10 protein-coding genes are annotated in these 14359 nt (G+C 64.3%); 5 read left to right on the top strand and 5 right to left on the bottom strand.

Going from position 1 to position 14359, the window contains the following annotated elements; translation table 11 throughout:
- Nucleotides 1-25: 25 nt before the first annotated feature.
- The 3 genes from OOZ51_RS18545 to OOZ51_RS18535 all read left to right on the top strand — a co-directional run bounded on the left by OOZ51_RS18545 (nt 26) and on the right by OOZ51_RS18535 (nt 6428).
- Nucleotides 26-2365 (top strand): FdhF/YdeP family oxidoreductase, encoded by a 2340-nt coding sequence (locus OOZ51_RS18545; protein ID WP_265981242.1) that lies wholly within the window; start codon nt 26-28, stop codon nt 2363-2365.
- A 1-nt stretch (nt 2366) separates the two neighbouring features.
- The gene (gene fdhD, locus OOZ51_RS18540; RefSeq protein WP_265981241.1) at nt 2367-3233 is read left to right on the top strand and encodes a formate dehydrogenase accessory sulfurtransferase FdhD; all 867 of its coding nucleotides are present in this window, start codon (nt 2367-2369) and stop codon (nt 3231-3233) included.
- A 168-nt stretch (nt 3234-3401) separates the two neighbouring features.
- Entirely contained in the window at nt 3402-6428 is a 3027-nt protein-coding gene (locus tag OOZ51_RS18535) for an alpha-mannosidase (RefSeq protein ID WP_265981240.1), read from the top strand.
- Between the two features lie 18 nt (nt 6429-6446).
- Here the strand turns inward: OOZ51_RS18535 and OOZ51_RS18530 are convergent, their stop codons facing one another.
- The 5 genes from OOZ51_RS18530 to OOZ51_RS18510 form a co-directional block, all read right to left on the bottom strand.
- A complete protein-coding gene (locus OOZ51_RS18530) occupies nt 6447-7274 on the bottom strand; it encodes an amino acid ABC transporter ATP-binding protein (RefSeq protein ID WP_265981239.1) in 828 nt (275 codons plus the stop codon).
- Nucleotides 7261-7926 carry an amino acid ABC transporter permease gene (locus tag OOZ51_RS18525; RefSeq protein WP_265981238.1) on the bottom strand — a complete coding sequence of 222 codons (666 nt, stop codon included), beginning with the start codon at nt 7924-7926 and terminating at the stop codon, nt 7261-7263. The genes OOZ51_RS18530 and OOZ51_RS18525 overlap by 14 nt, the downstream gene beginning before the upstream one ends.
- 15 nt (nt 7927-7941) lie before the next feature.
- Nucleotides 7942-8760: an amino acid ABC transporter substrate-binding protein gene (locus OOZ51_RS18520; RefSeq protein ID WP_265981257.1), complete on the bottom strand. Its 819-nt coding sequence runs from the start codon at nt 8758-8760 to the stop codon at nt 7942-7944.
- Nucleotides 8761-9007: 247 nt separating this feature from the next.
- Entirely contained in the window at nt 9008-9724 is a 717-nt protein-coding gene (locus OOZ51_RS18515) for a hypothetical protein (RefSeq protein ID WP_265981237.1), read from the bottom strand.
- Entirely contained in the window at nt 9721-10446 is a 726-nt protein-coding gene (locus OOZ51_RS18510; protein WP_265981236.1) for a hypothetical protein, read from the bottom strand. Before OOZ51_RS18510 ends, OOZ51_RS18515 begins: the two co-directional genes overlap by 4 nt.
- 194 nt (nt 10447-10640) lie before the next feature.
- On the opposite strand from OOZ51_RS18510, the gene OOZ51_RS18505 reads away from it, so the two are divergent.
- Both OOZ51_RS18505 and OOZ51_RS18500 read left to right on the top strand, forming a co-directional pair.
- On the top strand, nt 10641-12311 hold the full coding sequence (locus OOZ51_RS18505; protein WP_265981235.1) for an ABC-F family ATP-binding cassette domain-containing protein: 1671 nt from the start codon (nt 10641-10643) through the stop codon (nt 12309-12311).
- On the top strand, nt 12308-14221 hold the full coding sequence (locus tag OOZ51_RS18500) for an ABC transporter ATP-binding protein (RefSeq protein WP_265981234.1): 1914 nt from the start codon (nt 12308-12310) through the stop codon (nt 14219-14221). Before OOZ51_RS18505 ends, OOZ51_RS18500 begins: the two co-directional genes overlap by 4 nt.
- Nucleotides 14222-14359 lie beyond the last annotated feature (138 nt).

Here is a 14359-nt window from a genome sequence, read left to right as displayed (position 1 = left end):
GGACAGGCCTTGCAATGATGGGGACATGAACAGGCATGCTCCCGAGCAGGACATCAATGAAGATGACCTCCAGATCCACCCGCCCAAGCGCTCCGCCGCCGGTGTCAAGGCAGTCACCGTGGCTTTGGAACGAGGTTGGGCCCAAGCCGGTGTGAGCCGGACCGTCAAGTCAATGCTCCGCGTCAACCAGCGGGACGGTTTCGACTGTCCCGGGTGCGCCTGGCCGGAGTCCATTACCGGAAAACGCAGCCCCGCCGAGTTCTGCGAAAACGGGGCCAAGGCCATCGCCGAGGAGAGCACCACCCGCGTGGTCGATGCTGCGTTCTGGGCCAAGCATTCCCTTGCCGAGCTTGAGGACAAGACCGAATACTGGCTGGGCAGCCAGGGGCGCATCGCCGAGCCAGTTGTCATCCGCCCCGGCGAAACACACTATTCTCCGATCAGTTGGACAGATGCTTTCGCCCTGATCGGCGAGCACGTCAATGCCACGACGCCGGACCGCTGCGTTTTCTACACCTCGGGCCGCACGGCCAACGAGACAGCCTTCATGTACCAGCTCTTCGCGCGGAGCCTAGGGACTAACAACCTGCCCGACTGCTCGAACATGTGCCACGAGTCCTCCGGCAGCGCCCTCAACCCGACCATCGGCATCGGCAAGGGAACCGTCTCGCTGGAAGACATCCACGAGGCGCAACTGGTACTGGTTGTGGGCCAGAACCCGGGCACTAACCACCCGCGCATGCTCTCCGCCCTGCGTGACTGCAAGAACAACGGTGGCAAGGTCGTGGCAGTCAATCCTTTGCCGGAAGCCGGACTCCTGAACTTCAAGGATCCCCAGTCGCTCAACGGCGTGGTGGGCGGCGGCACGGACATCGCCGATGAATTCCTGCAGATCAAGGTCGGCGGCGACCTCGCCTTGTTCCAGGCTCTGGGCCACCTCTTGCTGGAGGAAGAGGAGCGGCAGCCGGGAACCGTGGTCGATCGTGCCTTCATCGAGGCACAGACCGATGGCTTCGAGGCCTACGCGGAAGCCCGGGCCACGCTTGATTGGGTCGAGACGGAACGCGCCACAGGCCTGAGCCGCATCGAAATCACCAAAGTGGCGGGCATGCTGGCCGCTTCGAAGGGCACCATCATTTGCTGGGCGCTGGGCCTGACCCAGCAACCCCACTCCGTGGACACTTTGCGGGAAATCATCAACCTGCTCCTCCTGCAGGGAAACTTCGGCAAGCGCGGAGCCGGCGCTTGCCCCGTCCGCGGCCACTCCAACGTGCAGGGCGACCGCACCATGGGCATCTGGGAGAAGCCTTCCGAGGGCTTCCTTGCAGCCCTCGACAAGGAGTTCGGATTCACGATGCCCAGGGCACACGGCTACGACTCCGTGGAGACCCAACACGCCCTGGAGCAGGGCAACGTGGATGTGTTCGTGTCCATGGGCGGGAACTTCGCCGCGGCCGGCTCGGACACGGTCGTGCTGGAGGAAGGGCTCAAGAGGGCCGGGCTGACGGTTCACATCTCCACCAAGCCCAACCGTGCCCACGTGGTGCACGGTAAGACCTCCCTGATCCTGCCTACCCTGGGCCGAACGGACACGGACGACAAGCACCCCGGCGGACGCCAGATCCTCTCCGTGGAAGACTCCATGTCCGTCATCCACTCCACCCAGGGCCGCTTGGCTCCGGTCTCGGAACACTTGCTCAGCGAACCCGTCATCGTCGCACGCATGGCGCAAGCAGTCCTCGGCGATGATCATGCGGTGGACTGGCGGGAGATGGCCGAGGACTACGACGTCATCCGGGATCACATCTCCAGGGTCATCCCCGGTTTCGAAGACTTCAACGCGCGCGTCCGCACCAAGAACGGCTTTGTGCTTCCCAATCCACCGCGTGACACCCGCACGTTCGCCACGGATATCGGCAAGGCGCGCTTCTCCGTAAGCCCGCTGGAGTACCTTGAAGCCCCGGCCGGCCACCTGATCCTGCAAACCGTCCGTAGCCACGACCAGTACAACACCACGTTCTACGGGCTCGATGACCGCTACCGCGGTATTTCCGAGGGCCGCAGGGTCATCCTGGTCCACGAGGAAGACCTCAGCGAACTCGGCTTCGAAGACAGGGACATGGTGGACGTCATCTCCATCTTCGGTGGAACGGAACGCCGGGCGGACAAGTTCCGGCTGGTCGCCTACCCCACAGCCAAGGGTTGCGCGGCCGCGTACTTCCCGGAGGCCAACGCCTTGGTGCACCGGGAACTCGTGGCGCGTGAATCCAACACGCCAGGCTATAAGGCCATGACGGTGCGGTTCGTCAAGCATGGGGAAACGGCCAAGCACGGGGAAGCTGCCGCCGGGACGGCGGGTATCTGAGATGGGACGGGTGACCCAGCGCCGCAAGGTGCACAAGTTCGTGCTGGATGGCTCAGCCCAGGCGTTGGAGCACCCGGTCCGTTACCGCGAGGACTTCCTGGCCGTCGAGGAACCGCTGGAGGTGCGCCTTGGGCATATGTCCTTCTCCGTGACCATGAGGACCCCTGGCGACGACTTTGACCTCGTGGCGGGTTTCCTGGTTTCCGAGGGCATCATCTGGGACGCTGCTCAGCTCATCTCGCTGCGCTTTTGCGCCGGCGAGGACGAGAACGGCGTCCAGACCTTCAACGTGGTGGAAGCCCAGTTGCGGCCCGACGTCGTCCTTCCTGAGACCGGCCGCAATGTCTACACGTCCAGCTCGTGCGGGATTTGTGGCACAGACTCCATTGAGGCTGTGCGCAAATCCTCACACTTCAGCCCGGCGGACGACTCCCTGAGCGTGCCGGTGGAGGTTCTCGCTGCGTTGCCGGACCGTCTCCGCGAAGCGCAAGCGGTTTTTGACAAGACCGGGGGAGTACACGCCGCTGGCCTCTTTAGGATCAACGACGACGGCGAGGCTGAGCTACTGTGCCTGCGGGAAGACGTGGGCAGGCATAACGCTGTTGACAAGGTGGTGGGCTGGGCACTGCGTGAGGGTTTGTTGCCCCTGAGCGGCACTATCCTTCAAGTTTCGGGGAGGGCGTCCTTCGAGCTGGTTCAGAAAGCTGCGCTTGCCGGAATCCCGGTTCTGGCTGCCGTCAGCGCACCCTCCAGCCTCGCCGCGGAACTGGCCCAGGAGACCGGACTGACCCTGGTGGGATTCAGCCGGGGGACCAGCCTGAACGTTTATGCGGGCAGCGGGCGGGTGCGCGTTCCGTCAAACTTCTAGGGACTTGTAGGGATAGCCGTCAATCACTTGGTTATTGTTCCGGAACAACGTAGATTTTATCCATCGAATGGAATCGTTGTTTCCACCTGCTTGTAACCTTGCTCGCTTAGGTTCCTTGTAACGGTACGGAAGCCTCTCGACCCAGCCCAGCGCTAAAGGGGACTTGAATTGCACGACGACCGCCGGATCACTGAGAAGCGGCTCGAACGTTTTATCCGGGAGCGGATCGCTCCCGCCATCTATGGCCGCGCGCTGCCCCTGACCCTCAGCAGTTGGGATGTGCCGGGAGAGCCGGTCCCCGCTTCGGAAGCGCTCCATCAAGTCTTTGAACCCCAGGAACATGGTGCTCCGTGGGGCAAAGCTTGGAGCACCAAGTGGCTGCGGCTCCAAGGTGAGGTTCCGGAGGGTTGGGGAGTCGCCGATGGCACCACGGTGGAGATCGTCGTCGATCTCGGATTCAGTATTGACGCCCCCGGATTCCAGTGCGAAGGCATTGCCTGGCGCCCGGACGGCACCATCATCAAGGCCATTTCTCCCCGCAACCAGCATGTCCCGCTTAAGCTCCTGGGTGGCGGGCTCTCGGTGGACTTCTACGTCGAAGCCGCGGCCAATCCTGATCTCAGCCAGGGATGGAGCTTTTCGGCAACACCTTTGGGGGACATAGCCACCTCCGGAGACGAGCCCCGCTATCGGCTCGGGCGCATAGCCATAGCCGAACTCAACGAGGTGGTCTGGGAGCTCCACCAGGATATTTGGACGCTCAGCGGGCTCATGCACGAGCTACCCTTCGAACTGCCCCGGCGCCATGAAATCCTTCGCGCCTTTGAACGCATGCTGGACGTCATGGATCCTGACGATGTCGCGGGTACCGCTGCCGCCGGCAGGGAAGCCCTCGCCGAGGTCTTGAGCAGGCCTGCCTATGCCTCAGCCCATGAACTGTTGGCCACGGGCCACGCCCACATCGACTCGGCCTGGCTTTGGCCGGTCCGCGAAACCATCCGCAAGTGCGCCCGCACCTTCTCAAACGTCGTCGCCCTCATGGATGAGAACCCTGACTTCGTCTTTTCCTGCTCCTCGGCGCAGCAACTGGCCTGGATCAAGGAGTTCTACCCTGAGCTGTTCATCCGGATCCGGGAGAAGGTGAAGGCAGGGCAATTCATACCAGTTGGCGGCATGTGGGTGGAATCGGACACCAACATGCCCGGCGGCGAGGCCATGGCCCGCCAATTCGTCGAGGGCAAGAGCTTCTTCCTGCAGGAGTTCGGTATCGACTGCCAGGAAGCCTGGCTGCCGGACTCCTTCGGGTATTCCGGGGCGCTGCCGCAGATCGTCAAGTCTGCTGGCTCCCGCTGGTTCCTGACCCAGAAGATCTCCTGGAACCAGGTCAACAAGATGCCGCACCACACCTTCAACTGGGAGGGCATCGACGGCACGCGGCTATTCACCCACTTCCCGCCCGTGGACACTTACAACGCTGAACTCCACGGACGCGAACTCGCACACGCCCAGCGCAACTACCGGGAGCATGGCCGGGGCACCATTTCCCTGGTCCCCTTCGGCTATGGCGACGGCGGTGGCGGACCCACGCGCGAAATGGTCGCCGCAGCCCACCGCACGGCAGATCTGGAAGGCTCGCCGAAGGTGCGCATGGGATCGGCGAAGGAGTTCTTCACGCAGGCCGAAGCCGAGTACCGGAATCTGCCGGTCTGGGTGGGGGAGATGTACCTGGAACTGCACAGGGGCACCTACACGAGCCAGGCCAACACCAAGCAGGGCAACCGCCGTTCGGAGCACCTCCTGCGCGAGGCCGAGCTTTGGTGCTCGACGGCGGCCGTGCGGACGGCGGGTTCGTTCACCTACCCGGCGGCGGACCTTAAGCGTTTGTGGCGGCTTGTGCTCTTGCAACAGTTCCATGACATCCTGCCGGGCAGTTCGATCGCGTGGGTCCACCAGGACGCCGAGCGGAACTACGCCTCGATCGCAAGGGAACTGGAAGCCACTATCGCGAACGCAGCCGTTGCCCTGCTGGGTAAGGGGGACACTGTGTTCCTGCTCAACGCAGCCCCGCATGAGCGCAACGGCGTGCCCCCGCTCGCGGCCGCCGAGGCAGTTCACTCCGACAGCCCCGTCAACGTTACTGAACGGGCCGGCGGCTACGTTTTGGACAATGGCATCATCCGCGCCGTGCTGGACGCCAACGGATTGCTGACGTCCCTTTCGGACTACGCAAGCGGCCGGGAGGCCATTGCCCCCGGTCAGTTCGGCAACCACCTTGAACTCCACCGGGATACGCCCAACGAGTGGGACGCGTGGGATATCGACGAGTTCTACCGCCGGAACGTCGTCTCAATTGGCGAGGCGCGTTCGGTGACGCTGGAGCGCGCCGGCTGGGACGCCGTCGTCGTCGTTGAGCGGACGGTGGGCTCCTCCACCATCACCCAGCGGATTTCCCTCGAGGCGGGCGCGGAGTCCCTCGGAATATCGACGACTGTGGATTGGCAGGAACGCGAGAAGCTCCTGAAGATCGGGTTCCCGTTGGACGTCCGTGCGGACCGCTCGGCCTCGGAGACCCAGTTTGGGCACGTCTTCAGGCCCACCCACACCAACACATCCTGGGAAGCGGCCAAGTTCGAGTTCTGCGCCCACCGCTGGATCCACGTGGCAGAGCCGGGTTACGGGGTGGCCATCACTAACTCGTCAAGCTACGGGCACGACGTCACCCGGGCCATCCGCGACGACGGCGGAACCACCACCAACGTCCGCTTGTCCCTGCTGCGGGCACCCAAGTTCCCGGACCCTCAATCCGATCTCGGTGTCCACGTCCTGGAGCTGAGCATCCGGCCCGGCGCCGGCATTGGTGATGCCGTGGAAGAGGGATACCGGACCAATCTCAAGCCGAGGCTGCTGGCGGGCGCGAAGCCTGTGGAACCCCTCTTCACGGTGTTCAACCAAGCGCTGGTGATCGAGGCCGTGAAGCTGGCTGAGGATGGCTCAGGAGACGTGATCGTGCGGCTCTACGAATCGCTGGGAGAACGTTCCACAGGCATGATCACGGCCAACTTCGATTCCAGGGAGGTGCGCGTCGTGGACCTCCTGGAGCGCCCCGTCGAGGCTCCCGGCGTGAAGCCCGGAGCCGGTGCGGCCGAACTGACGCTGCGTCCGTTCCAGCTGGTGACCTTGCGCTTCAGCCGCTGAGCTTTTGCGCGCCCAGCCTCAGACGTCGTGTTGCAGGCGCTTGACGAATTGCTTGGTACGTTCCTCCCGCGGCTCCCTCAAGACCTCCGCGGCCGGCCCACGCTCCACTACGACGCCGCCGTCCATGAAGATGACTTCGTCGGCAACTTGGCGGGCGAAGGCGAGCTCGTGGGTCACGATCACCATGGTCCACCCTTCGTCGGCGAGTTCCTTGATGACACCGAGCACCTCACCCACCAGTTCCGGGTCCAGGGCGGAGGTAGGCTCGTCGAAGAGCAGCAACTGGGGTTTGAGGGCGAGGGCGCGAACGATTCCCACCCGCTGTTGCTGGCCGCCCGACAGTTCGAAGGGGTAGGCGTCGCGTTTGTCCTCGAGCCCTACCCGGGCCAGGAGGCGCTCGGCCTCGGCCACCACTTCCGCCCGTGGCCGTTTCTGGACTTGGACCGGTCCCTCGATGATGTTCTTGAGCACCGTCATGTGCGGGAACAGGTTGTAATGCTGGAACACCATGGCACTGCGGTCACGGAGGGCAGCGATTTCGCGTTGACCCACGGGGCCGGCGAAGTCGAGGGTCAGTCCCGCGCCGGATCCGCGGACGGTCCCGGCGTCGGCGTCCCCGAAGGTGACAGTCCCGGCGTCGGGCACTTCGAGGCCGTTGAGCGAACGTAAAACAGTGGTCTTGCCCGAACCGGAAGGCCCGATCAGCGCTACCACCTGGCCGCGCAGGACATCGATGTCGATGCCGCGCAGCACCACGTTGCTGCCGAAGGCTTTGGCGAGGTCCCTGGCGGACAGAACCAGCCCTGGGCCTGCTTGCGAGGTGTTGCTGGTGTCAGTGGGCGACATAGCGGTCCAATCTGCGCTCCAGGGCCGACTGGCCCGTGGAGAGGACAAGGCAAATGAGCCAGTAGACCGAGGCTGATTCAAGATACAGGATCATGAATTCCTGACTGAACGCGGCGATCTGCTGGGCATTGCGGAAGAGTTCGGTGACCAGGATGAGGGAAGCCAACGAGGTGTCCTTCACGAGGGAAATGAACGTGTTGGACAGTGGGGGCACTGAAACCCTGGCCGCTTGCGGGAGGATGATCCGCACGAGCGTTTGAGGCCGGGACATGCCAATGGTGTGCCCGGCTTCCCATTGGCCCTTGGGCACGGACAGGATTGCGGCGCGGATAACCTCCGCCGCGTAGCCACCCACATTGAGGGAAAATGCGATGATGGCGCTGGGCCACGGCTCCAGCTTCACGCCGAGGCTGGGGAGGCCATAGAAGATCACGAACAGCTGCACCAGCAGGGGAGTTCCGCGGATCACGGAGACGTAGAAGCGTGCGACGCCGGAGAGCGCCCGGTTTGGGCTCAAGCGCAAGAGGGCAACGAGCAGTGCCAGCGCCAGGCCCAGGGCGAACGACGCCAAGGTCAGGGGGATGGTGCCCGTGACGGCACCGCCGATGATTGGCCCGAAGGAACTCCAGACGAGATCCCAGTTGAAGGTCATCTGTTTGGCTGCCGGCTACTTGGTAACGTCTGCGCCGAAGTACTTCTGGGAGATCTTTGCCAAGGTGCCGTCTGCTTGAAGATCCGTCATGGCTTTGTCCACCGCGGCCTTAAGCTCGGTGGATCCCTTGCGGAAGACCAAGGCGCTTTGCGTCTTGTCCGTTGTTTCCGCTGCGATCCTCAAGCCGGAGTCCGGAGTGGTCTTGGCGTAGTCGAGGTAGGTCAGTTTGTCGTTGACGGTTGCATCGACGCGGCTCTGGCGGACCAGGGTTGCGGCCTGCGCCCAGCCTTCGACGGCCTGGACGTTGGCGCCAGCGTCAACTGCCATCTTGTAGAAATTGCTGGTGAGCGACTGGGCAGTGGTTTTGCCTTTGAGGTCGGCGAAGCTGTTGATGGACGTGTTGTCCGACTTGGTCACCACCACTCCGTTGGAGACCGTGTATGGCGCCGAGAAATCGTACTTGGCCGTGCGCTCGGGGTTGATGGAGATCTGGTTCGCAATGGTGTCGAAACGCTTGGAATCAAGGCCGGCGAAGATGCCGTCGAACTGGGTTTCCTGGAAGGTCGCCTTGACTCCGAGATTGCCGGCCACGGCCTGTGCGATTTCGACGTCGAAGCCCGTGAGCGAACCGGCTCCGTTCTCGTGGAAGCTGAAGGGCCGGTACGTGCCCTCAGTGGCAATGACGATCTCGCCCTTGGACTTGATGGCGGACAGCGAGGTGTCTCCGCCCGATGTCGACGACGGCGATGATCCGCCGCCGCAAGCGGACAGCGCCAGCGCGACGGCGGCAAGGGTTGCGGACAGTGCTGTGCGGCGAGTGGGCAGGCTCTTCATGAAAGCCATCTTAGTCACGGCTCCGTTCCAGCTGCCCGGGGGCGTACACAGAAGGACGCTTAAAAAGGCTGAGTGGGGGCGGTCCCCAACAGCCCGCCACCACTCATCCCCCCAAATGTGCTCAGCACGCGCCACGAACCTTGGAAACCCGTTCATTGATTCGAAGGTCAGGCTGCATCGCCTTCACACATTCATGATTATGCCACGCTGTAATGGATTCGTGAAAGAGGTTACGCGGTATGTTTTTCTATTGCGTTGACGTTACCGCGCTGCTGGAGCGGTGCGCAATGGCCTTGGATAGCCAGATGCCTCCCAAACCAAGCGTGCTCGCCAATGCAGCCGAGTAGTTGATGAGCGGCCGCAACCATCCGACCGACGCCGGGATGAGCGGAAAGACCTGCGAAACGATGAGCAATCCGAGGCCCAGGAGTAGCGTGGCCGACGCAGCCCGGAGCAGAACGGGGCCGGAGCGTCGGACAGATCGCCATATGCCCGGGAGGAGGCAGGCGGCAACGTAACCCGGGTAGAACCTGCCCAAGGCCGCGTAGATTTCAAGGGCCGGCCCCGGGTCGAATGCACTCAGGCTCACAGAGGAGCCCCCTGTGTCCATCGAGAAGAAAAAGAAGGCGGTGAGGACCGCAGTGAGTCCCAAAACAGCCAAGCCGAGCGGTCCCCTGATGGCGCGTTCCCCACCGGGCGAAGCGAAGGCCCTGGCCACCTTGATGCCCATGAGCAGGAACGTTCCATAGAGCAGGAACCGGAGAAGCAGGTTGGACAAATTGAAGTCGCCCAGCCACCCGTCGATTAACACGTAAGGACCCTCGATGCTGAGGAGGATGTCAAGGGAAATCAGCACGAACAGGACCAACATCATCCGGTTCTCGCCCCGTATGGCGCTCGGAATTCGGACGGCCGTCAACGCGAGGCAAACAAAGAGCGTGGCCCACGGCAGGACGGCCATCATCCTAGGTTCTCCCAGATTCTATTGGTGTCGTCGAGCTCGTGCTCTTGGCGGCGCAGGGCCTTGCCAAGGGCCTGCAGCCGCTCTCCGGCCAACAGAGCTAGTTCGCCGTCTGTCATCCTGTCCAGGGCGTCCCGTCGTGCCCCGGGAGGCCAGCCGGCTTCGGCCTCCGTGACGAGGCCGCTGGCGACGAGGCCTCCGGCGGGTCCGACGCCGGCGGCCCGTGACGTGGACAGCGCCAGTTCCGGGGGGAGCCGGTTGGCTGTCAGGTGAGCGGAGAAGTTCTGTGGCGCGATCCCGGTGGCATCGCTGACCCGGTGACGCAGCTCGCCGTCGTCGACCGCGTCCACCCAGTTCCTGACCGACGTCGCGTGCGGCGTGTCTGCCAGGACCAGGGGCGCGAGGCCGTCGCGGGGTTCGGAGCGCTGCACGACCGCCCGCAAAAGGTCCATGGTAGAAACCTGGCTGACGAGTTCCGCGTCAGTGGGCGGAACCGGGGTCCCGCGAAGCGCTGCGTAGGCCTCGAATTGTGCCAGCGCATCGAAGGGATTCATGTCGAAGGCCCGGCTGATGCTCACGAGCGACGTCTCCGCCACCTTGCCTCGGACCAATTGCTGGGCGAGCGTGGTGCGTTTCACTCCTGAGAATCGGCAGACATCGGCCGTGCTGGTATTCGGGGCGATCCCGTGCAGCCAGCGCTGGAACGCCTTGGAAGGGAGGGACATGAACCACTTTCTGATAGACGGTTTCCGGCAGACAGTTTCTGACGGGACAGCGAGGTCGATTTTACGATGCGGGCACATTGAATTATGCTTGATTCTCGAACCCGCTGGTCCGCACACCCCCCAAGTACGGACCAGCGGGTTCTTCCATGCCCCGCCCTTTCCGCTGAGGGGCGGAGCAGTGAGAGGATAGACCAATGACTGCAACGCTCGTCGCCAAAGAGCTCTCCGGCGGCCACGGTCACCGCACCTTGTTCTCGAAGCTCTCCCTCACAGTGGCGCCCGGAGACGTCGTGGGCGTTGTCGGCGCCAACGGTGCCGGGAAATCCACGCTCTTGCGTATTCTTGCCGGAGCGGACCGTCCCCAACAGGGCGCGGTCAGCCTCGCTCCCGCCGACGCCTTTGTCGGGTGGCTTCCCCAGGAACACGATCGCACTCACGGTGAAACGGTTGCCGCCTACATTGCCCGCCGCACGGGTTGCTCCCAAGCCACGGCCGACATGGAGGCGGGCGCCGAGGGTCTCGCCGCCGGGACTCCGGAAGCCGATGACACCTACTCCCTGGCCTTCGACCGCTGGATGGCGTCGGGAGCGGCAGACCTTGAGGACAGAATCCCGGCGGTCCTGGCGGAACTGGGCCTGGAATCAGGTCCGGATGCGCTGATGACGGGCCTGTCCGGTGGGCAGGCAGCCCGGGTCGCCTTGGCCGCGCTCCTGCTGAGCCGCTTCGATGTGGTGCTCCTCGACGAACCCACCAATGACCTGGACCTCGATGGACTCGCCCGGCTTGAGTCCTTCGTCCAAGGCCTGCGGGGCGGTGCCGTGCTGGTCTCGCATGACCGGGAGTTCCTGGCCCGGTGCGTCACCAGGGTCCTGGAATTGGACCTGGCACAGAACAGTGTGGCGGTCTACGACGGCGGATACGACGCCTTCCTCGAAGAGCGGGCGGTAGCGAAGCGGCACGCCCGGGAACGGTACGAGGAGTTCGCCAACACCAAGGCGGATCTTGTGTCCCGGGCCCGGACCCAGCGCGAATGGAGCTCGCAAGGCGTCCGCAACGCCATGAAGAAGAGCCCGGACAACGACAAAATCCGCAGGGCGGCCAGCGTTGAGTCTTCGGAAAAGCAGGCCCAGAAAGTCCGGCAGATGGAGTCCCGCATCGCCCGGCTTGACGAGGTGGAAGAGCCGCGGAAGGAATGGCAGCTGCAGTTCACCATCGGCCAGGCTCCGCGCTCCAGTTCGGTCGTCGCAACCCTGCGCGACGTCGTGGCACATCAAGGCGACTTCACGCTGGGACCCGTCAATCTCCAGCTCAACGCCGGCGAACGCATTGGCATCACCGGACCGAACGGCGCAGGAAAGTCCACCCTCCTCCGGCTGCTGTTGGGGCTTCAACAGCCCGACGCCGGAGACGCCTCCATGGGTGCATCCGTGGCGATCGGCGAGGTCGACCAAGCCCGCGGACTGCTGGCGGGGCACCTCACCCTGGCAGACGCCGTCGAATCCGTCCTGATCGAATGGAACTCGGCGGACGTCCGTACCCTGCTGGCTAAGTTCGGCCTCAAGGCGGACCACACCTCCCGGACCGTGGATTCCTTGTCCCCGGGCGAACGCACTCGCGCGGCGCTCGCGCTGCTGCAGGCCCGCGGCGTCAACCTGCTGGTCCTGGACGAACCCACCAACCACCTCGACCTACCGGCGATCGAGCAGCTTGAGGATGCACTCGACGGCTACGAAGGCGCGCTCCTGCTGGTCACGCACGACCGCCGCCTGCTCGAAAACGTCCGGCTCGATTCCCGCTGGCACCTTGACAACGGAACCGTGACCGAACTGCACCACACTTCCGGAATGGGGAATCACAAGCCATGAGCATGGATGGCGTCGCCTGGCGCTCGCTCTACAACATCACCCGCGCCAAGAGCGGCTCCCAGCCGTTCTCGAGGGAAACCATCAGGCGCGTGCTCGCTTTCGCGAAACCGCACCGCAACAAGCTGATTGCCTTCGTACTGGCCTCCATCGCCGGTGCGTTCCTTGCCGTGGCCACCCCGGTGCTGGCCGGCAAGGTGGTGAACGCGCTCATCGCCCATGCAGGCGTGGACGTCGTGATCGGGCTGGCCGCGCTCATCGCTGGCGTGGCCGTCGCTGACGCCGGAGTGGGACTGCTGACCCGGTGGCTGTCTTCGGTGATCGGCGAAGGCGTGATCGTTGATCTGCGGACGCGGGTGTTCGACCATGTGCAGCGCATGCCCATCGCCTTCTTTACCCGGACCCGCACCGGAGCCCTTGTCAGCCGGCTCAATAACGACGTCATCGGAGCCCAATCGGCTTTCGCGGGCACCCTCTCCGGAGTGGTCAGCAACGTCGTTTCCTTGGCCCTGACCCTCGTGGTCATGCTCAACACCTCCTGGCTGGTCACCGTCCTGGCGATGGTGCTGCTGCCGATCTTCCTCATCCCCGCACGCCGCATGGGCTCCAAGCTGGCCGACCTGCGCCGCGAAGCCGCGTCCCACAATGCGGCCATGGGAACCCAAATGACTGAGCGTTTCTCCGCACCCGGCGCCACGCTCGTCAAACTGTTCGGCCGCCCGGACGAGGAATCCGCCGAGTTCGCCCTGCGCGCCGGCCGTGTGCGGGACATCGGTGTCCGCACCGCCATGTTGCAGTTCACGTTCATCACTGCGCTGACCCTCGTTTCCGCCCTGGCCCTCGCGCTTGTTTACGGACTGGGCGGTTGGCTTGCGCTGAGCGGACAGCTGGCGGCGGGCGACGTCGTCGTGCTGGCCCTGCTGCTCACCCGCCTCTATGCACCGCTCACCGCGCTGTCGAGTGCCCACGTTGAGGTCATGAGCGCGCTGGTCAGCTTCGAGCGGGTCTTCGAGATCCTCGACCTCAAGCCGCTCATCCAGGAGAAGCCGGACGCAGTCGCGGTGCCCCCAGGACCCGTTGCAGTGGAGTTCGACGACGTCCGCTTCGCCTATCCGTCCGCGGACAAGGTGTCGCTTGCGTCGCTGGAGGAAGTGGCCACCCTGGATACCCGCGGCGGCGAGGAGGTCCTTCACGGAATCAGCTTCCGCGTGGAGCCCGGGCAGACTGTGGCGCTCGTGGGGTCCTCCGGCGCGGGTAAGTCCACTGTGGCCCAGCTTCTGTCCCGCCTGTACGACGTCGACTCCGGCACCGTGCGCTTGGGCGGGCGCGGGCAGGGCACCGGCATGGACATCCGTGACGCCACGTTTGACTCCCTCCGTGCGACGCTTGGCATGGTCACGCAGGACGGCCACCTGTTCCACGAGAGCATCGCCTCCAACTTGCGGCTTGCCAGGCCGGGCGCGACGGACGAGGAAATGTGGGACGTGCTCCGGCGGGCCCGGCTCGAATCCATGGTCCGTTCGTTGCCGGACGGATTGGAAACGGTGGTGGGGGAGCGCGGCTACCGCCTCTCGGGCGGGGAACGCCAGCGGCTCACCATCGCGCGCCTGCTTATCGCGCAACCGAGGGTTGTCATCCTGGACGAGGCCACGGCCGCCTTGGACTCCACAAGTGAAGCCGCTGTCCAGGCGGCCTTGGGTGAGGCACTCGCGGGACGCACCGCCGTCGTGATCGCTCACAGGCTCTCCACCATCCGGGCCGCCGATGTCATTCTGGTGGTGGAGGACGGATCCATCGTTGAGCGCGGCACGCACGCAGAGCTTCTCGCGGCGGATGGACGCTACGCCGAGCTGTACAACACCCAGTTCGCCGAGGCCACGGCTGTGGCGCAGGAAGCTGTTCCGAAGCTGTAAGGCCTCGTGACCCGGGTTTCAGGCTCCGCTTGACCGGGGCTGGCTGGTTCGCCGGGCTGCGTCACGTGGGGGATCTTTTTGACTCTTCAGTCCGGCGTCGACCCCGAAGATCCGGGGTTCGGAGGACGGAGGACCGCC

Source organism: Arthrobacter rhizophilus, assembly GCF_026241105.1.
Lineage (GTDB): Bacteria > Actinomycetota > Actinomycetes > Actinomycetales > Micrococcaceae > Arthrobacter.
This window is presented reverse-complemented; position numbering and strand designations above follow the sequence as displayed.